This is a genomic window from Pelomonas sp. V22 (assembly GCF_030014915.1).
GTDB lineage: Bacteria > Pseudomonadota > Gammaproteobacteria > Burkholderiales > Burkholderiaceae_C > JAUASW01.
Genome location: NZ_JAGIXS010000003.1, coordinates 51,115 through 70,998, shown reverse-complemented (window position 1 = coordinate 70,998; position 19,884 = coordinate 51,115). Strand labels below are relative to the sequence as shown.

12 protein-coding genes are annotated in these 19,884 nt (G+C 68.6%); 6 read left to right on the top strand and 6 right to left on the bottom strand.

The annotated features are described in order from the left end of the window. Nucleotides 1–18: 18 nt before the first annotated feature. Complete coding sequence (gene aceE / locus J7U46_RS12645) at nt 19–2,727, bottom strand: pyruvate dehydrogenase (acetyl-transferring), homodimeric type (protein ID WP_282826338.1); 2,709 nt, start codon at nt 2,725–2,727, stop codon at nt 19–21. Between the two features lie 170 nt (nt 2,728–2,897). Between aceE and J7U46_RS12640 the strand changes: the two genes are divergently transcribed. From J7U46_RS12640 to J7U46_RS12625, 4 genes are all read left to right on the top strand, one after another. Continuing rightward, nucleotides 2,898–5,435, top strand: coding sequence for a PAS domain S-box protein (locus J7U46_RS12640; protein WP_282826336.1), 2,538 nt, complete (start codon nt 2,898–2,900; stop codon nt 5,433–5,435). Continuing rightward, entirely contained in the window at nt 5,432–6,055 is a 624-nt protein-coding gene (locus J7U46_RS12635) for a response regulator transcription factor (RefSeq protein ID WP_282826334.1), read from the top strand. Before J7U46_RS12640 ends, J7U46_RS12635 begins: the two co-directional genes overlap by 4 nt. 63 nt (nt 6,056–6,118) lie before the next feature. Beyond that, nucleotides 6,119–6,979: a bifunctional methylenetetrahydrofolate dehydrogenase/methenyltetrahydrofolate cyclohydrolase FolD gene (gene folD, locus J7U46_RS12630; RefSeq protein ID WP_282826332.1), complete on the top strand. Its 861-nt coding sequence runs from the start codon at nt 6,119–6,121 to the stop codon at nt 6,977–6,979. A gap of 4 nt (nt 6,980–6,983) precedes the next feature. Further along, on the top strand, nt 6,984–8,999 hold the full coding sequence (locus J7U46_RS12625; protein ID WP_282826330.1) for a M3 family metallopeptidase: 2,016 nt from the start codon (nt 6,984–6,986) through the stop codon (nt 8,997–8,999). A 21-nt stretch (nt 9,000–9,020) separates the two neighbouring features. Here the strand turns inward: J7U46_RS12625 and J7U46_RS12620 are convergent, their stop codons facing one another. Genes J7U46_RS12620 through J7U46_RS12605 form a run of 4 tightly spaced genes read right to left on the bottom strand, consistent with a single transcriptional unit; the run spans nt 9,021 to nt 16,000 of the window. Then, a complete protein-coding gene (locus tag J7U46_RS12620) occupies nt 9,021–9,413 on the bottom strand; it encodes a GFA family protein (protein ID WP_282826328.1) in 393 nt (130 codons plus the stop codon). 10 nt (nt 9,414–9,423) lie between these two features. Then, nucleotides 9,424–12,333: an EAL domain-containing protein gene (locus J7U46_RS12615; protein ID WP_282826326.1), complete on the bottom strand. Its 2,910-nt coding sequence runs from the start codon at nt 12,331–12,333 to the stop codon at nt 9,424–9,426. A gap of 13 nt (nt 12,334–12,346) precedes the next feature. Continuing rightward, nucleotides 12,347–12,955, bottom strand: a complete 609-nt coding sequence (locus tag J7U46_RS12610) for a FecR domain-containing protein (protein ID WP_282826324.1) — start codon at nt 12,953–12,955, stop codon at nt 12,347–12,349. A gap of 33 nt (nt 12,956–12,988) precedes the next feature. After that, nucleotides 12,989–16,000 (bottom strand): CHAT domain-containing protein, encoded by a 3,012-nt coding sequence (locus tag J7U46_RS12605; RefSeq protein ID WP_282826322.1) that lies wholly within the window; start codon nt 15,998–16,000, stop codon nt 12,989–12,991. Nucleotides 16,001–16,098: 98 nt separating this feature from the next. Here J7U46_RS12605 and J7U46_RS12600 point away from each other — a divergent pair, with 98 nt between their 5' ends. Both J7U46_RS12600 and J7U46_RS12595 read left to right on the top strand, forming a co-directional pair. Beyond that, the gene (locus J7U46_RS12600; RefSeq protein ID WP_282826320.1) at nt 16,099–17,790 is read left to right on the top strand and encodes an amidohydrolase; all 1,692 of its coding nucleotides are present in this window, start codon (nt 16,099–16,101) and stop codon (nt 17,788–17,790) included. Between the two features lie 74 nt (nt 17,791–17,864). Further along, a complete protein-coding gene (locus J7U46_RS12595; protein ID WP_282826318.1) occupies nt 17,865–18,317 on the top strand; it encodes a universal stress protein in 453 nt (150 codons plus the stop codon). On the opposite strand, the gene J7U46_RS12590 is transcribed toward J7U46_RS12595, so the two are convergent. Next, nucleotides 18,272–19,771 (bottom strand): sulfatase-like hydrolase/transferase, encoded by a 1,500-nt coding sequence (locus tag J7U46_RS12590; RefSeq protein ID WP_282826317.1) that lies wholly within the window; start codon nt 19,769–19,771, stop codon nt 18,272–18,274. The two genes, J7U46_RS12595 and J7U46_RS12590, sit on opposite strands and share 46 nt — an antisense overlap. Nucleotides 19,772–19,884 lie beyond the last annotated feature (113 nt).

Genomic DNA, 19,884 nt, shown 5'->3' with positions numbered 1-19,884 from the left:
TCTCCGTGGGCCGCGCGATCAGGCGTACAGGGGGTTGATCTTGTTGGCGTTGATGCCGTACTTGACGATGGCTTCCGCGACCTTGGCGGCCGGCAGCTTGCCTTCGTCGGCCAGCGACTTCAGCGCCGCCACGACGATGTAGTGGCGGTTGATCTCGAAGTGCTCGCGCAGCTTGGAGCGGAAGTCCGAGCGGCCGTAGCCGTCGGTGCCCAGCACCTTGTACGAACGGCCGGCCGGGATGAAGGCGCGGATCTGCTCGGCGTAGTTCTTCATGTAGTCGGTCGAGGCGATCACCGGGCCGCTGGTCTTGCTGAGCTGCTGCGTCACGAAGGGCACGCAGGCCAGTTCGGTCGGGTGCAGGAGGTTCCAGCGCTCGGCGTTCTGGCCATCGCGGGCCAGCTCGTTGAAGCTCGGGCAGCTCCACACGTTCGCGCCGATGCCCCAATCCTGTTCCAGCAGCAGCTTGGCGGCCTGGCTCTCGCGCAGGATGGTGCCGGAGCCCAGCAGGTTGACCTGCACTTGCGCCGGTGCCGCTTCCTCGAGCAGATACATGCCCTTGAGGATCTGCTCTTCCGTGCCCTGCTTCAGGCCCGGCATTGCATAGTTCTCGTTCAGGAGCGTCAGGTAGAAGTAGACGTTCTCCTGGTTCTCGACCATGCGCTTCAAGCCGCTGTGCATGATGACGGCGACTTCGTGCGCAAAGCTCGGGTCGTAGGAGATGCAGTTGGGGATGGTGCCGGCCAGGATGTGGCTGTGGCCGTCTTCATGCTGCAGGCCTTCGCCGTTCAGCGTGGTGCGGCCCGAGGTGCCGCCGAGCAGGAAGCCGCGCGCCTGCATGTCGCCCGCCGCCCAGGCCAGGTCGCCGATGCGTTGGAAGCCGAACATCGAGTAGTAGACATAGAACGGGATCATCACGCGGTTGTTCGTCGAGTACGACGTGGCCGCAGCGATCCAGCTGGCCATGCCGCCCGCTTCGTTGATGCCTTCCTGCAGGATCTGGCCGGCCTTGTCCTCGCGGTAGTACATCACCTGGTCCTTGTCGACCGGGGTGTAGAGCTGACCCTTGGGGTTGTAGATGCCGATCTGGCGGAACAGGCCTTCCATGCCGAAGGTGCGGGCCTCGTCCACGAGGATGGGCACGACGCGCGGGCCGAGGTCCTTGTCGCGCAGCAGTTGCGTCAGGAAGCGGACATAGGCCTGCGTGGTCGAGATCTCGCGGCCTTCGGCGGTGGGCTCGAGCACGGCCTTGAAGGTGTCCAGCGGCGGCACGGTGAAGCTCTCGTCGGCCTTGACGCGGCGCTGCGGCAGGTAGCCGCCGAGGGCCTTGCGGCGCTCGTGCAGGTAGCGCATTTCCGGCGTGTCGTCGGCCGGCTTGTAGTACGGCAGCTTGGGCAGCTCGCTGTCCGGGATGGGGATGCCGAAACGGTCGCGGATGTACTTGATGTCCTCGTCGGTCAGCTTCTTGGTCTGGTGGACGGTGTTCTTGCCTTCACCGGCCTTGCCCATGCCATAGCCCTTGACGGTCTTGACGAGCAACAGCGTCGGTTGGCCCGAGGTGTTGTTGTGGGCCGCGTGGAAGGCCGCGAACACCTTCTCCGGCTGGTGGCCGCCACGGCGCAGTTCGAAGATCTCTTCGTCGCTCATGTGCTCCACGAGCTTGGCGGTCTCGGGATACTTGCCGAAGAAATGCTTGCGGACGTAGGCGCCGTCGTTGGCCTTCATGGCCTGGTAGTCGCCGTCCACGGTTTCCATCATCAGCTGCTTGAGCTTGCCGCTCTTGTCGCGCGCCAGCAGCTCGTCCCAGCCCTTGCCCCAGATCAGCTTGATGACCTTCCAGCCGCTGCCGCGGAACTCGCCTTCCAGCTCCTGGATGATCTTGCCGTTGCCGCGCACCGGGCCATCGAGGCGCTGCAGGTTGCAGTTGACGATGAAGACCAGGTTGTCCAGGCCTTCGCGTGCCGCGAGGCCGATGGCACCCAGCGATTCCGGTTCGTCCATCTCGCCGTCGCCCATGAAGGCCCAGACCTTGCGGTTCGAGGTGTCGGCAATGCCACGGGCATGCAGGTACTTGAGGAAGCGGGCCTGGTAGATCGCCATCAAGGGGCCGAGGCCCATCGAGACGGTCGGGAACTGCCAGAACTCGGGCATCAGCTTGGGATGCGGGTAGCTGGACAGGCCCTTGCCGTCGACTTCCTGGCGGAAGCTGTCCAGGTGCTCCTCGGTCAGCCGGCCTTCGAGGAAGGCGCGGGCATAGATGCCGGGCGAGCTGTGGCCCTGGATGTAGAGCAGGTCGCCGCCATGGCCTTCGCTCTCCGCATGCCAGAAGTGGTTGAAGCCGGCGCCGAGCATCGAGGCCAGCGACGCGAAGGAGCCGATGTGGCCGCCCAGGTCGCCGCCGTCAGCCGGGTTCAGGCGGTTGGCGCGAACGACCATGGCCATGGCGTTCCAGCGCATGTAGGCGCGCAGGCGCTTCTCGATCTCGATGTTGCCGGGGCAACGCACCTCCTGGTCGGCCGGGATGGTGTTCACATAGGGCGTGGTGGCCGAGAAGGGCACGTCGATGCCCGCCTGGCGGGCATGATCGATCAGCTGGTTGAGCAGGAAATGGGCGCGCTCGCCACCTTCCTCGCCAATGACGGCGGACAGGGCATCCAGCCATTCACGGGTCTCGAGGGCGTCGGTGTCATTGGCGGCTGCGCCTGGCAGGGACTGGGGCTGCGCGGACATGCTGTCTCCTTGTCTTGTGTGCGTCTTTAGAGCGAGGACTCGAAAAGCTCGGGCGCGAGTTTCCCACAAGTCGTTTTCATTTCCAAATCGCGCAATAACGTTTCATATTGCGATATTTCCATGGTTTGCCCGCCCGGGAGGCCTGCAGATCGCACCCCGATAATTCGGCCATGCCCCTTGACCTCAAGAGCGTGACCTCACGCTTGCTGACCCCCACCCAACGCCGGCTGGCCGGCTGGTGGCGCCGCCAATCCCCGTCGCGCCAGGACCGTTTTGCCACCCTGGGCCCGCTGATCTCGGTGCTCCTGTTCCTGGCCGCCATCATTGCGGCCTTCTGGTACCTGCGGAACGAAGAAATCGAGCGCGAGACCGAGGCCGTCAAGCGCGACACCGAGATCGCCCAGCAGCAGCTGCGCCTGCGGCTCTCCGAGAACCAGCAGCAGCTGACCCAGATCGCCCGGGACATCGTCAACCGCGGCATCGACACCGCCGAGTTCCGCTCGCAGGCCAGCAGCTTTGCCCGCGACCGCTACGAGCTGACCCAGATCACCTGGCTCAACACTAGGCGCGAGCGGCGCGCCAGCGTCAGCGGCGCCGGTTTCCAGACCGACAGCCAGTCCGGCGACGGCGGCCCCGATCCCTCGCTGCCGGCCGTGGGCCCGAACGGCCAGCCCAATGCGGCCGAGCTGGCGTTCCAGGTGGCCAAGGAGAAGCGCAGCCCGCATTACTCCATGCCCTTCAGCGACGCCAACAGCACGGCCGTCTTCCAGCTCCATGTGCCGGTGCTGGACCGCAACAACTTCCATGGCGTGCTGGTGGCCGAGTACTCGATCGAGTCCCTGCTGCGCCACTACGTGCCCAGCGAGGTCAACAACCGCCATGCGGTGGCCGTGATCGACTCGCTGGACCAGGTGCTGTTCAGCACCGTCACCCAGATGCCGGGCCAGCGCTTCCAGCGCGCCCCCATCTTCCACGAGGTGCCGCTGCCCTCGAACAACGGCCTGACCCTGCGCGGCCAGGGCTACCGCACCTCCATCGGCCTGATCTCCAACACCTTGTTCTGGATGGTGGTGGCGCTGTCGGTGCTGACGGTCTGGATGCTGCTCGGCACCTGGAAGCACATGCGGCGGCGCATGCACATCCAGAGCGCGCTGATCAACGAGACCAACTTCCGCCGGGCCATGGAGAACTCCATGCTCACCGGCATGCGCGCCATGGACATGGATTCGCGCATCTCATACGTAAACCCGGCCTTCTGCGCAATGACCGGCTTCTCCGAGGCCGAGCTGATCGGGCGCAAGCCGCCCTTCCCCTACTGGCCGCCGGACCGCTACGAAGAGAACGCGCGGCTCCTGCAGCAGGAGATCCAGGGCCGCAGCCCGGCCGGCGGCGCCGAAGTGAAGGTGATGCGCAAGGACGGCACCATCTTCGACGCCCGCATGTATGTGAGCCCCCTGATCGACCCCAAGGGCAAGCAGACCGGCTGGATGACCTCGATGACCAACATCACCGAGGCCAAGCGCGTGCGCGACCAGCTCAGCGCCTCGCACGAACGCTTCACCACGGTGCTGGAGGGGCTGGATGCGGCGGTGTCGGTGCTCTCGGTGCAGCAGAGCGAGTTGCTGTTCGCCAACCGCAGCTACCGGCTCTGGTTCGGCGCCGACCCCAGCGGCCATGCCCTGCTCGCCGGCAGCCAGGTGGCCGCCGACCCGGACGAGGCCGTGGATGATTACGGCGGGCTGCCGGCCGAACACCTGACCGAGATCGGTTCCGACCCCCGCGAGGTCTTCGTCGAATCGCTGCAGATGTGGTTCGACGTCCGCGCCCGCTACCTGCAATGGACCGACGGCCGCCTCGCCCAGATGCTGATCGCCACCGACATCACGGCCCGCCGCCATGCCGAGGAACAGCAGGCCCTGGCCGCCGCCAAGTCCCAGGTCACCAGCCGCTTGATGACCATGGGCGAGATGGCCTCCAGCGTGGCGCACGAGCTGAACCAGCCGCTGACGGCCATCACCAACTACTGCAATGGCATGGTCTCGCGGGTGCGCGACGACAACATCCGCAAAGAGGATTTGCTGACGGCGCTGGAGAAGACCGCCAAGCAGGCCCAGCGCGCCGGCCAGATCATTCACCGCATCCGCAACTTCGTGAAACGCAGCGAGCCGCAACGCCAGCTCTCCAGCGCCACCGAAATCGTCGAGGACGCGGTGGAACTCGCCGGCATCGAGCTGCGCCGACGCAATGTCGCGATCCATTCGTATGTCGCACAGCGCTTGCCGCAGCTGCTGGTCGACCCCATCCTGATCGAACAGGTCTTGATGAACCTGCTGAAAAACGCGGCTGAAGCCATCGACAACGCCGGCCTGCCGACGTCCCGGCGCCACATCGAGCTGCGTGTGGTGCCCAAACACACCCCGGAATTAGGGGGGCACGTCGAGTTCTCGGTGACCGACATGGGGCCGGGTCTGCCGGACGAAGTCATAGAGCGGATGTACGAGGCTTTCTTCTCCACCAAGTCCGATGGCATGGGGATTGGCTTAGGGTTATGCCGGTCTATCGTCGAGTCCCACCAGGGCCGGATCCGTGCTGAGAACCTCTACAATGGCGCGGCTATTGTGGGGTGCCGGTTCGCCTTCACCATCCCGGTAGACATCCCCCGCCCCGAGCCCTCGGGCACTGCGTTGAACACTGCTGCTACACCATGAGCTTGATTCCGAAGAAGGGCAACGTCTACGTTGTCGACGATGACGAGGCCGTGCGCGATTCGCTGCAATGGCTGCTGGAGGGCAAGGACTACCGGGTCAAGTGCTTTGACTCGGCCGAATCCTTTCTGAGCCGCTACGACCCCCGCGAGGTCGCCTGCCTGATCGCCGACATCCGCATGGATGGCATGAGCGGCCTGGAACTGCAGGACCGCCTGCTCGAGCGCCGCAGCCCGCTGCCGGTGGTCTTCATCACCGGCCACGGCGACGTGCCGATGGCGGTGCAGACCATGAAGAAGGGAGCGATGGACTTCATCGAGAAACCTTTCAAGGAAGACGAGCTGCTGGCCCTCGTGGAGCGCATGCTCGACCAGGCCCGCGACGCCTTCTCCAGCCACCAGGAAGCCGCCAGCCGCGACGCCCTGCTCTCGCGCCTCACCACGCGTGAAGCCCAGGTGCTGGAGCGCATCGTCGCCGGCCGCCTGAACAAGCAGATCGCCGACGACCTCGGCATCTCGATCAAGACGGTGGAGGCGCACCGCGCCAACATCATGGAAAAGCTCAACGCCAACACCGTGGCCGATCTGCTCAAGATCGCGCTCGGCGCGCCGGCCAAGGCTTGATTCCACGTTTACCCTCAAAGGCCGCTGTCTGACAGCGGCCTTTTGCATTCCAAGGAGTTCCTCATGACCGCCCAGCTGATCGACGGCAACGCCCTCTCCAAACAAGTCCGCGCCGAAGTCGCCCTGCGCGCCGCCGCTCTCACCGCCAAGGGCGTCAAGCCCGGCCTCGCTGTCGTCCTGGTCGGCGACAACCCCGCCAGCCAGGTCTATGTGCGCAACAAGGTCAAGGCCTGCGAAGACGCCGGCCTGCACTCGGTGCTGGAGAAGTACGAAGCCACGATGAGCGAGGCCGAGCTGCTGGCCCGCGTCGATGCGCTCAACAACGACCCCAGCATCCACGGCATCCTCGTTCAGCTGCCGCTGCCCAAACACATCGACGACCACAAGGTCATCGAGGCGATCTCGCCGGCCAAGGATGTGGATGGCTTCGCTGTCGAAAGCGCTGGCGCACTGATGGTGGGCGAACCCGGCTTCAAGGCCTGCACGCCCTATGGCTGCATGAAGATGCTGGAGAGCATCGGCATGAAGGACCTGAAGGGCAAGCATGCCGTCGTGATCGGCCGCTCCAACATCGTCGGCAAGCCCATGGCCATGATGCTGCTGCAGGCCAATGCCACGGTCACCGTCTGCCACAGTGGCACGGCCGACCTCGGCGCGATAACGCGCCAGGCCGATGTGGTCGTGGCCGCCGTGGGCAAGCGCAATGTGCTGACCGCCGATATGGTCAAGCCCGGCGCCGTGGTCATCGACGTGGGCATGAACCGCAACGACGAAGGCAAGCTCTGCGGCGACGTCGATTTCGATGGTGTGAAGGAAGTGGCCGGCTGGATCACCCCGGTGCCGGGTGGGGTCGGGCCCATGACCATCACCATGCTCTTGGTCAACACGCTAGAGTCAGCTGAACGAGTTGCCGCTGCCGCCTGAATCGATGACCAATCCCCTGCTTTCCACCGACGCCCTGCCCCATTTCGCGCAGATCAAGCCCGAACACATCCAGCCGGCCATTGCCAAGCTGCTGGAAGATGCCAAGGCCGCGCTGATCGTCGCCACTGATGAAGAAACACCGGCCGACTTCGACACGCTGGCCCGCGTCTTGAGCGTGGCCACCGAGCGCCTGTCAACGTCCTGGGGCGCGGTCAGCCACCTCAATGCCGTCGCAAACACGCCAGAGCTGCGCGAGGCCTACAACGGCATGCTGCCGGCCGTCACCGAGTTCTACACCGAGCTGGGCGCCGACGAGAAGCTGTACGCCAAGTACAAGGCCATCAATGCCCAGGCCGCGAGCCTGAGCGCGCCGCGCCAGCAGGCCTTGAAGCTGTGGATACGCGACTTCGTGCTGTCCGGTGCCGAGCTGCAGGGCGCAGATCGCGAGCGCTTCGCCGCCATCCAGGAGCGCAGCGCCGAACTGGGCCAGAAATTCTCCGAGCATGTGCTCGACGCGACCGACGCCTACGCCTACTACGCAACGGCCGACGAATTGAAGGGCGTGCCGGCCGACGTGGTCAGCGCAGCCCGTGCGGCCGCCGAAGCTGAAGGCAAGCAAGGGCACAAGATCACGCTGCACTTCCCCAGCTACATGCCGGTGATGCAGTACGCCGACGACCGCGCACTGCGCGAGCGCATCTACCGCGCCTACTCGACCCGCGCCAGCGAACTCGGCGCCAATCCGGCGCTCGACAACGGCCCCTTGATGCAGGAAATGCTGATGCTGCGCCAGGAAGAGGCGCAGCTGCTCGGCTACCCGAACTTCGCCGCCGTCTCGCTCGTGCCCAAGATGGCCGAGTCGCCCGCCCAGGTGCTGGACTTCCTGCGCGACCTGGCGCGCCGCGCCCGGCCCTATGCCGAGAAGGACCTGGCCGAACTGCGCGAGTTCGCCGCCAAGGAGCTGGGCCTCGCCGACCCGCAGGTCTGGGACAACGCCTATGTCTCCGAGAAGCTGAAGGAGGCCCGCTATGCCTTCAGCGACCAGGAAGTGCGCCAGTACCTGACCGTGCCCAAGGTGCTGGCCGGCCTGTTCGACATCATCGAGCGCCTGTTCGACGTCAAGATCGTCGAAGCAGAGGCCGAGGTCTGGCACGAATCGGTCAAGTTCTTCCGTCTCGAAGGTGGCGGCGCGCTCGTCGGCCAGTTCTACCTCGATCTGTACGCGCGCACCGGCAAGCGCCCTGGCGCCTGGATGGACGAAGTGCGCAGCCGCTGGGCCCGGCCCGACGGCTCGCAGCAGACGCCGGTCGCTCAGCTCGTGTGCAACTTCTCATCACCGGTGGACGGAAAGCCAGCGCTGCTGACGCACGACGACGTCACCACCCTCTTCCACGAGTTCGGCCATGGCCTGCATCACCTGCTGACGCAAGTCGATGAACTGGGCGTCTCCGGCATCTCCGGCGTCGAGTGGGATGCCGTGGAGCTGCCCAGCCAGTTCATGGAGAACTTCTGCTGGGAATGGGAGGTGCTGCAGCAGCTCTCCAGCCACGTCGATACCGGGGAGCCGCTGCCCCGCGCGCTGTTCGACAAGATGACGGCGGCCAAGAACTTCCAGAGCGGCCTGCAGACGCTGCGCCAGATCGAGTTCTCGCTGTTCGACATGCGCCTGCATGCGGAACCCGGCTCGGAAGCTGCCGTGCAATCGCTGCTCAACGAAGTCCGCGCCGAAGTCAGCGTCATCGTGCCGCCGGAGTTCAATCGCTTCCAGCACAGCTTCTCGCACATCTTCGCGGGCGGTTATTCGGCCGGCTACTACAGCTACAAATGGGCCGAGGTGCTGAGCGCCGATGCCTGGAGCGCCTTCGAAGATGAAGGCGTGTTCAACCCGGCCACCGGCAAGCGCTACCTGCAGAGCATCCTCGAGATGGGCGGCTCGCGCGAGGCGCTGGAGAACTTCAAGGCCTTCCGCGGCCGCGAGCCCAGCATCGACGCGCTGCTGCGCCATCAAGGCATGGCCTGAGCGAACGCCGCGCCTGAGCTGTCACCAGCGTTCCGCCTCCGGCGGCGGCACGACCCAGCTGTGTTTGCGGTTCTCGTAGACCGAGACGCCCGGCGCCGGGAATCCGGGGTCGGCAAAGGCGCCGACAGGAATGGCCAGGAACTCCGGCATCGCGTCCATTTCGTAATAGACGGTGGCTCCGCAGGTCGGGCAGAAGTGGAAGCGCGCCGTCGTGCCGCCATCGCCGGTCAGCGCGAACACGGCCGAGCTCCCGGCCACGCGTACCTTCTCGCGAGGAAAACGCGCCTGTTCGGCGAACGGCCCGCCGGTGCGGCGCTGGCAGTTCAGACAGTGGCAGATGGAGATGCGGACGGGGTCACCGTCGACCTCGGCCGTGAGCTGGCCGCAGCTGCAGGATGCGAGACGTTGGGTCATGGGCGGGAATCTAGCTTGATTCGGCAGGCTTGCTGATCCAGCGCTCGGCCTCGCTCTCGGGCAAGGCCTTGGCAAACAGCCAGCCTTGGCCCACTTGCACGCCGAGCTCGGCCAGTTGCGCCGCTTGCGCCTCGTCTTCCACGCCTTCGGCCAGCGTCTGCTTGCCCAGCGCGTTGGCCAGGCCGACGATGGTGCGAACGATCTCCACCGCCTCGCGGCCGGCTTCCAGCCGCATCACGAAGCTGCGGTCGATCTTCAAGGTGTCGAACGGGAAGCGGTGCAAATAGGCCAGCGATGAATAGCCGGTGCCGAAGTCGTCGATCGAGAGCTTGAAGCCGAGGCTGGCCAGCTCACGCAAGACCTCGGCGCTGCGCGTGGGGTTGGCCATGGCCATGCTCTCGGTCACTTCAAGCTTGAGCTGGCGGGGCGGCACGTCGCCCAGTGCTTTCAGCGCCGCATGGGCATCGGCGAGCAGTTCCTGGTCGCGCTCCAGCTGAACGCCGGAGACGTTGACCGCAATCTCGCCCGTGAAACCGAGCGGCTGCCAGCGCCGCAGCTGGGCGGCCGCTTCCATCAGCGTCCAGCGGCCGATCTCGGCGATCTGGCCGCTGGCCTCGGCCACCGGAATGAAGTCGCCCGGCATCACCAGGCCGCGCTGCGGATGGTGCCAGCGGATCAGCGCCTCGAAACCCAGCAGCTGCCGGTCCGACAAGCGGATGAAGGGTTGGTAGAACAGCCTGAACTGGCCGCGCTCAGCCAGGGCCACATCGATCTGCTCGCGCATCCAGCGTCGCGAGCGTTCCACCAGTTGCTCGGCCGGGTCGTAGCAATGGCGGCTGCCGGGGCCCTGCATCTTGGCGCGGGCCAGGGCGCCCTCGGCCGCAGCGATGAGCTCGTCGGCCGTGGCCGGGCCTTCGGCGGCCTGGGCCCAGCCTACGCAGGCGGTCAGCTTCTGCTGGCCGCCTTCCGGCAAGGCATAGAGCTGCTCGAAGCGGTCCAGCACCCAGGCGACCAGGCCGCCGTTGTCCCCATGGCGGGCGCGAAAGACGATGCCGAATTCATCGGGCCCCAGGCGCCCGGTCATCAAGACCTGTCCCTCGCGCTGGCGCAGGCGCTGAGCGGTCTCGACCAGCACCGCATCGCCGGCCGCCAGGCCTTGTGCCTCGTTGAATGCACGGAATTCATCGAGGCCGAGCAGCACCAGGCCGGCATCGCCCTCGGCCATTGCTGCCTCCAGCTGCACGCGGAACAGCGCGCGGTTGGGCAGACCGGTCAGACGGTCATGCAGGGCATCGTGGCTGATCTGCTGCTGCAGCCGGTGCAGCTCCGACACATCGGTCAGCGAGCCCGCCATGCGCACCGCCCGGCCCTGCTCGCGCGTGGCCATGCCACGGGCGAGCAGCCAGCGATGCTGGCCGCCCTGCTCGAACTCCAGCAGGTGGTGCAGCTGGCGGCTGCGGCCCTGCAGGTGCTCGTCCAACTCGCGCTCGAAGGCGGCGCCGGCGGCCGGCGTGAGTGGCCGGGTCCAGGCCTTGATGTCGGCGGCCTCGGCCGCATCCAGGCCCATCAGGGCGAGCCAGCGCGGCGAGTAGTGCACGGTGCCGGCCTCGAGGTCCCAGTCCCAAAGGCCGTCGTTCGCACCCTCGGCGGCGAGTGCATAGCGCTGCTCGCTCTCACGCAGGGCCAGCAGCGCGGCCTGACGGCGCTGGTGCTCGTCGGCCGCGCGAAGCGCCAGCGCGCCCAGCACGGCGAGGCCGGCGGCCAGCACCGGGAAGGCGGGCGCGATGAATTCATGCTGCAGCTCGAAGCGGCGCTGCAGCAGCAGGAGCAGGACCACCGCTACCAGGAGCAGCGCCGGCAAGGCCACGCGCATCCGCCAGCGCGACAGCAGGCCGATGACCAGCAGTGGCAGCACCAGCATCAGCGCGATCTCGGCCGGCGCTGCCCAATCGGGCCGGCGCAACACCCGCTCACCAATCAGGTTATCAATGGCCGTGGCCAGGCGCTCGACGCCGGGGAGACCGGAATCGAAGGGCGTAGGAAAGGCATCGCCGCTGCCCAGGGCCGTCGTGCCGATCAGCACGATGCGGTCCTTCAAGCGCGCATCCGGCACGCCGCCCTTCAGCAGCTGGGCGAACGAGAGGCGCTCGAACGTGCCGCCTGGGCCGTAGTAGTTCAGCCATTGGCGCGACAGCGCGTCCAGCGGCACCCGCAGCGTGCCGGCCGCCGCCTCCTGGCCCGGCCGCAGCCAGGCCTGCTGCCAGTCCGCGCCACGCAGCTGAGCCGCCACGCGCAGCGCCAGCGTGGGATAGACCTCGCCGCCGAGGCTCAGCGCCGGCAGGTCGTAGCGCAACGCGCCGTCGCTGCTGCGCTGCGCGCCCACATTGCCGAGGCCCAGCGCGGCATCGGCAAACTGCGGCAGTGGCGCCAGCAGGCGGCGGGCCCGCAGCGGCGTGGCGGCCTTGGCCATGTCGCCCTCGATCTTGGGCCAGGCGCTGTCCAGCACGGCGCGAGAGTTGCTGCCGTCGGGGCCCGGCTCCTCGCCGATTGCATAAGGCAGCAGCACACGGCCCGAGCGCTTGATCGAGGCGGCCAGGGCCGCATCGACCGCCGGCTCGCCGGCATCGAGCAGCAGCATGTCCAGCGCCACCAGGCGCGCACCCGCCTTGCTCAGGCGGTCCAATGCCATGCCCAGCGCACGACGGTCGGGCATGCCACCGCGCATGGCGCTGGCCTCGTCTATCGTGACGATGAGGATGGGCAGACGCGGCTGCATGGGCCCGCGCCACTGCATCTGCGCATCAAGACTCAGGCTGTCAACACGCTCCAGCAGGCTGATGTGGGCACGCTGCCACCAGCCCAGCAAGGCCAGGGCCGAGGCGATCAGGGCGACGAGCCAGTAGCCCAGGCGCGTGCTCATTTCGTGAGCCGATTCAGACGCCGGCCAGGCGGCTTTGCAGGTCCAGCACCCTCTGGTCCGACCAGCGCTTGGAAGCCTCGCAGCCGGAGGCCGAGCATTGCGTGCCGTCGGCCTGGGTATCGAGCATCACCGGCGGCTTGGGCAGGATGCCGCGCGTGCGGCTGCTGGCCTGCACCGCCACCTGGCCCGTCTGCACATGGACGGCCGTGGCCTGGTCGCCAGCGACCTCGACGACAAACTCGGTGCCCCGCACCGCCGTCACGGCCGTGGGCGTGCGCACCTCCCAGCCACCGCCTGGCGCCACCTTCTGGCCTATCAGGCCGAGCTCCAGCCACAGCGTGGCATTGCGGGGCTTGCCATCGGCGGCCGGCTCGAACTGCTGGATGCGCACCCGGCTCGCGTCGCTGATCACCACCGAGGAGCCATCGACGAAGCGGAGCCGCACGCGGCCCTTGGCACCGGTGCGCAGCTCGGCACCGACCTCCAGCTTGGCGCCCACGGCCAGCGGCTTGCCATCGAGCTGGGCCTCGCCCAGCACCGCCATCACCTCGGCGACGGGCGCGGCCTGTGCCGCTGCCGCAATCATCCACAAGCCCAAGAGAGTCCCCAACGCGCGCTTCATGGCATGCCTTTCGACTGTGCGACTGATGCTAGCTCAGCGGCGCGGATCGCCGAAGAGGGCATAGCCGGCCCAGTAGTACGGGTGTTGCCAGCGGCCCTCGCCGAGCTGGCCGTCCAGCATCGCGAGCTGGGCGCGGCGCAGGCTGGCGGCGCGCGAGCCAGGCGCGCTGCCAGCGGCCGCCTTGAAGGTGGCCGTGCTGAGCGCCGCCGCCGATGCCGACTCCACCGCCCAATGCGTGGCCAGCACCGAGCGCGCGCCGGCGAAGAAGAAGCCCCGCACCAGGCCCGACATCGCCGCCCCGCCCTGCTCGCCGGCCGCCGTGTTGCAGGCCGACAGCAGCACCCACTGGGCGTTCAGCCGCAGACCCAAGACATCGTCCAGCTCCAGCAGCGGCGATTCGCGCTCATCGGCATCGGCCGCCATGGCGAGGGCCGGCTTGGAGATGCCCGGCAGCTCGCCCGGCATCAGGCCATGGGTGGCGAAGGCGACGACGCGCCGATCCGCCAGCGGCGCCGCCAGCACGGCACGGCGTGTGGCGGCGGCCCCCAGGCGCAGATCTGCCTGCGGATCGGCGCCCAGCACCTGGGCCAGCGCCAGCAGCTCGGTGCGCGTCTCGGGCAAGGGCGGCACCTCGGCATAGCGGAAGCCCCATTCGGCATCGACGCGGCCCACGGCGCGCAGGCCGCGGCCCGCCGCTGCGCTCTTCGCAGCGCTCTTCACGGCCGGCCCGCCAAACAGCGGGTCGCCAAAGCCGATCAAGGCCCTGGGCGCGGGGGCCGGGCTCGCACCGCGCCGCAGGGCCTGCAAGGCCGAGGCCGCTGGCAGCTGGGTGATGGCCAACCGCCGCAGCAGCCAGGCCGGCTGGGCGCCGCCGGGCTCGATGACCAGGGTGGCCAAGGGCAGGCTGGCAAGCGCGCCCTCGCTCGCCACCAGCAAGGAGTCCAGGCCACGCCATTGAGGCTCCAGCGGCGCCAGCAGTTCGCGGTAGAGCTGCTGCAGCGCTGCGGTCTGCAGCGGCTTGCCCATGGCCTCGGGCGCCAACGCAGCGCGGGCCTCGGCCACCTTGGCGGCCAGGGCCTCGGCGCCGAGTGCACTGGCGTGCAGGCCGAGGCGGCCGTCCGGCGTCACCAGCCACACCAGCGTGGCGCGCTCGGTCGCGTGGACCAGCAGCAGGCCTTCGCCCGCCTCTAGCAGGGCACGCAAAGCCTTGGCCGAGGGCGTGGGCGGCATCACCAGGTCGGCATAGGCCGGGTACTGGCGGGCGATCTCGGCACGGCGTTGCTCGAGCCGCTCGCGCGCGGCCGTGCCCTCGGCCTGCTGGGCCTTGATCTGCTCGCGCAAGGCACTCAGCTCGGTGGCGCGCGCCTTGCGCTCGGCCGGCGGCAAGGCCTTGAAGGCCTCGCTGGCCATCTCCTTGTGCAATCGATCTTCCTGGGCCAGGCTGGCCGGCAGCTTGGCGAACTGGGCGGCCGCCGCCTGGCGCTGGGCCTGCTCCTGCTCCAGCAGCGAGCGCAGCGCGGGCGTGGCGGCCAGCAGCCGGGCCGTGCTGTCGGCCAGGGCGCGCTGGGTGTTGCCGAGCATGCCCCGGTCGGCCAGTTGCAGGGCCCGCTCGCTCAAGGCCGGCGGCACGGCCTCGCCCTTCAGCGCACGCTGGGCCACATGGTCGATGAATTCACCGAAGGCCAGGCCCAGCACGAAGCCGCGAAAGCCGCGCAGGTCCAGGTCCAGCCAGCCGCCGGGGTTGTCCAGCGTGGCGGCGAACAGTTGCTCGTAGTCTTCCAGCGCCGCCGCCATGTCGCCGCGCAGCAGGCGCACCATGGCGCGCACGCCGGCGCTTTCCTGCGTCTGCGGATGCTTGGCGCCGTAGAGGCGGTTGCGATAGTTGTACTGGCGGTTGGCGATGTCGAGCGCCTCGTCCAGCCTGCCGCTCTTGGCCGCCAGCAGGGCGAGCAGGCGGTTGTCCTGCGCGCGGTTGCGGGCCAGCGTGTCTTCGGGCTCGATGCTGGCGAGGAACGCTCGGTAGGCCGCGTCGGCCTCGCTCCAGCGCTTCAGGCCCATCAGCGCACGCACCAGCTCCTGCTGCGCCAGCCAGGCCGTGTGGCTGGCCGGCTTGACCCCCTGGCGCTCCAGCATCGCTGCCGATTCGCGCGCCGCCGCCAGTGCCGGCGCGTACTGCTGCACCGCATTCAGCGCCGTGGCGAGGCGGTACTTCCAGCGCGCGCCCAGGCTGTCGCTCAATTGGGCGCTGCGCCACAGCGCCAGGTTGGCCTGGCCGAGTTCGATGGCCTCGGCCGCCCGCCCCTGCCGCACCAGGGCATAGACCAGCATGCCCTGGGCGCTGTCCAGCCAGCCTATGGCCTCGAGCAGCTCCGGGTCGCGCGGCGGCAGCTTGCGCTTGCGCAGCTCGGCCTCGAAGCGGCGCGCCACGCCCACGGCCTCGCGCAAGGTGGCCAGCGAGGCGAGCGTGTCGCCCTCCAGGCGTTCGACCTCGGAGCGCACATGCAGCCAGTCTTGGCGCAGATGCGCTGGCGCGTCGGGCTGGCCGAGCAGCGGCCGCGTCAGGGCATCGGCGCGCGACCACATGCGGCTCGTGATCACCCGGTCCGTGCCCTGGGCGGCGTAATAGGTCTGGCGCAGCGCCACCGTGGCACGCGTGGCGGCGCTCAGGCGCTTGTCTTCCAGCCAGGGCTCGCAGGCGGCCAAGGCGGCACCCGAGCTGCCCCAGGTGAACTCGGCATTCAGGTAGACGCGGATCCAGGCCTCGCCACCGGGCCGTCCGCGCCCGGCTTCGGCCAGTTGACGAGCCAGCTCCAGGTGGCGGCCCCGCTCGTTGAGCTGCTGCGCCGCGCGCAGCTGGCGCTGCAGCAGGGCATAGCGTGCATCGGCCTCGGCCGGCAGCGGCTCGGCCAGCAACTGGCGGGCTTGCTGCGGGCTCAGCGCCTGGCCGGCGAGCTCCAGCTCCTCGATGCCGGCGAGCGGATCCTCCTGCGCCCGGGCGCTGAAAACGCTCAAGGCCAACAAGCTACAGACAAGCCAAGAACGCATGGACGGATCTCCTGCAGGACGAAGCCATCGTAGAAGCGGCGCTGCTACTCGGGAAGGGCCCGACGCCCAGATGGGGGACGCCGGCCGATACTGCAGCGATGCAAAAAGCCACCCTGCTCGCCCTCTCCCTGCTGTTCGGCGCGGCCCACGCAGCCGAGCCGCTCTTGATTCACAACGCCCACGGCCTGACGCTGGACGAGAAAGGCCGCGTGCAGCGCTTCGACGCTCTCTCGATCGATGCCGACGGCCGTGTGCTGGCCACCGGCAAGCTGGCCGAGCTTCAAGCCAAAGCGGCGGGGGCACGCCGCGTCGACGCCAAGGGTCAGGTCTTGATGCCGGGCCTGATCGACGCCCATGGCCATGTGCTGGACCTGGGGCTTTCGAGGCTCACGCTGTCGCTGCGCGACACCGCCGACCTGCCGGCGGCGCTGGCCGCCATCAAGGCCCATGCTGCTGCACGGCCCGATGCGGCCTGGCTGCTGGGCGGCGGCTGGAACCAGGCGAACTGGAAGCTGGGCCGCTTCCCCACCGCCGCCGAGCTGGACAGCGCCGAGAGCCAGCGCCCCGTCTGGCTGGAGCGCGTGGACGGCCATGCCGGCTGGGCCAACAGCCGGGCCTTGCAGATCGCCGGCATCACCCGCGACACGCCCGACCCGCAGGGCGGCAAGATCGAGCGCGATGAGCGCGGCGAGCCGACCGGCGTGCTGGTCGATGGCGCCATGGGCCTGATGAATCGCCATGTGCCGGCGCCCTCCAAGGCCGAGATGAGCGCGGCGCTGGAGGTGGCGCAGAAGGAGCTGCTGGGCCTCGGGCTCACGGCGGTGCAGGATGCCGGCGTCTCGAACGAGGCCGACCAGCTGATGCGCGAGTTCGCGGCGGCGGGCCGGCTCAAGATCCGCATCGACGGCATGGCGCGCGGCAGCGACGGCGCCCTGATCGAGCGCCTGCGCCGGGAAGGGCCGCTGGCACCGAGTGGCGAAGGCCTGTACAGCCTGCGCATGGTCAAGCTGTTTGCCGACGGCGCGCTGGGCAGCCGGGGCGCGGCCCTGCTGGCGCCCTACAGCGACGCGCCGCAGACGCAAGGCCTGCTGTTCAACAAGGACGAGCAGTTGCTCGCGCAGATGCGCGCGGCCGTGAAGGCCGGCTTCCAGGTCAATGTGCATGCCATCGGCGACGCGGCCAACCGCCAGGCCCTGGTCGGCTTCGAGACGTTGCAGCGCGAGTTCGGCACCAAGAGCACGGCGCTGCGCCACCGCATCGAGCATGCGCAAGTGATCGCCCTCGCCGACATCCCGCGCTTCGTCAAGGCGCAGGTCATCGCCTCGGTGCAGCCGGTGCATGCCACCTCGGACATGAACATGGCCGAAGACCGTGTAGGCGCCCAGCGCATCCAGGGCGCCTATGCCTGGCAGCGCCTGCTGAAGTCGGGCGCGCGCCTGGCCTGCGGCTCAGATTTCCCGGTCGAGGAGCCCACGCCCTGGGCCGGCCTCTATGCCGCCGTCACCCGACAAGACGCCGAGGGCAAGCCGCCCGGGGGCTGGTACGGCCAGCAGGCGCTCAACAGCCTGCAGGCGCTGGACTGCTTCACCCGCGCCGCCGCCTACGCCACGCGCCGCGAAGGCGAGCTCGGCACGCTCACGCCGGGCGCGCGGGCCGACTTCATCCTCGTCGACCACGACCCGCTCGGCTCCTCGCCGGCCGCGCTCTTGAAGACCCGGGTGCTGCAGACCTGGGTCGGCGGCCGCTTGGTTTACGAGGCCGCTTCCGGCACTACGGCCACTTCACGCTGATTGTTTCTTGATCATGCTCAAGCGCCGGCGGCGGCGCCGGCGCGAGCATGGAGGCATTGCATCGGGAGACCTCCATGTACAGCAAGATCCTGGTTCCGGTTGACGGCAGCCCCACCTCCGAGCTGGGCCTGGCCGAGGCCATCCGCCTGGCCAAGCTCTGCAACGCCCGCCTGCATCTGCTGCATGTGGTGGACATGCTGTCCTTCAATGCCTACCCGAACGCCGGTGTCGGCCTCACGCCCGAGGTCTTCGACCTGCTGCACCAGGGCGGCCAGCAAATCCTCGTGAAGGCCCGCGCGCGGGTCGAGGCGGCGGGGCTGCCGGTCGAGACCCAGCTGGCCGAGGGCTTTGCCCAGCGCGTGGCCGATGTGGTGGTCGATGCGGCAACGAAGTGCGGCGCACAGCTGATCGTGCTCGGCACCCATGGCCGGCGCGGCGTGGGCCGGGCCCTGCTCGGCAGCGATGCCGAGATGATCGTGCGTCAGGCGCCGGTGCCGGTGCTCTTGCTGCGTTCGCCGGCGGCCTGAGGCCGGTCCACCCACAGGCGGTGGAACAGCGGCGAGGGACAGGCCAGCTGCGCATTGCTGCGCTCATAGCCCTGCTGCTCCAGGAGCGTCGGCGGCTGCTCGGCCGCCAGCAGTGACACGCCGAGCCCCAGGCGGTGGGCCTGCGGCTGCCAGCTGAGGCCCAGGGCCTCGGCCAGCGTGGGCAGCACGTCCAGGTGACTGAAGCTGCGCTGGCGCACGGCGGCCGGCAGCGGCTCGGGCCGGCCCTGGCCGTCGAATCGTGCCAGCGCATGAAACAGGCTGCGCTTGCGCCATTGCTCATCGGTGCCATCGAACAGCAGTGGCGTCGGTCCGATGTGGTCGCCCATGATCCAGACCAGCTTGCGCCGGCCATCGGCTTGCGAAGCAAAGCGGCGGGCCAGTTGCGCCACCACATGGTCGGTGCAGGCGAGCGCGCGGGCCATCTGCTCGTCGGTCGAGAGCTCGCCGTCCTCCGACTGACCGCAGCCCGGGTCGGCCGTCCCCGAGGGCCCGTGGGTGTTGACGGTCAGCAGCAGCGAGGCGCGCGCCTTGTTGCCATCGCGCGGGCGCTGCATGTCGGCCCAGGCCTGCGCAGTCAGGCCCGCATCCAGCAAGCCCCAGCCCTCGCCGGGCACGCTCACGCCCCGGTCCTGCCACTGCTCGCGGCCAAAGCGTCGCGCCACCTGGTGCTTGGCCATGAACAAGCCCTTGCCGGCGAACTTCAGCGAGGCACCGCCGTAGAAGCTCAGCTCCCAGCCCTGACGGGCCAGCACATCGGTCAGGCAGGCGCCGCCGTCGAAGAAGCGGGTCGAGTACTCCAGCGCATTGCGGCTCATCAGGCCGGCCGGCTGCAGCGGCACGCCGCACAAGGCGCTGAACAGGCCGCCCACGGTCCAGCTCGAACCGCCCAGCGTGCGCATCTCGCCGAAGCGCCGGCCGTGGGCGCGCCAGTCGGCCAGCTCGCTCAGGGCCGGGCCGTGGGGCAGCGTGGGCTCGGCATAGCGCTCGTCCAGCGATTCGATGAAAACGATCAGGAGGTCGGGCGGACTCTCGGCCTGCTCGAAGCGCTGGGCCAACGGGTCTACGTAGCGCTGAGCGATGGCATCGGTCTGCCCGCCGTCGCAAGCGTCGTCCACCGTGGCGCCGACAGAGAAGGCAGCCCCGCCCAGCAACATCAGCCACAGGCTCCGCTGCAGGCGCAGCGACATGCGCCGCAGCGCCCAGGTGGCGAGCGCCGTCAGCAGCAGCGTGCCGGCCAGGTAGCGCAAGGCGCGGATGATCATGCGGGGGTCGGCATAGTCCAGGCCGCCGTACTGCAGATGGAAAAGCAGCTGGTCCGGCGTCACCGGCCCCAGGTACTTGCGCATGAAGGCCGTGCAGCTGACCAGGAAGATCAGCAGGAACAGGAGAAACGGCGTCAGCCAGCGGCGCAGCGCGACGGGAACAGGGGGCACGGGTGGGGTACTGCTTCTGGAGAAGCACCCAGTGTCGGCAGCCGCTGTTGCCTGGCGATGTGTCAAGTTTGCCTGGCCGTCGCCTTGCGTGAAGCTGCGTGCCGCTTTGTTAC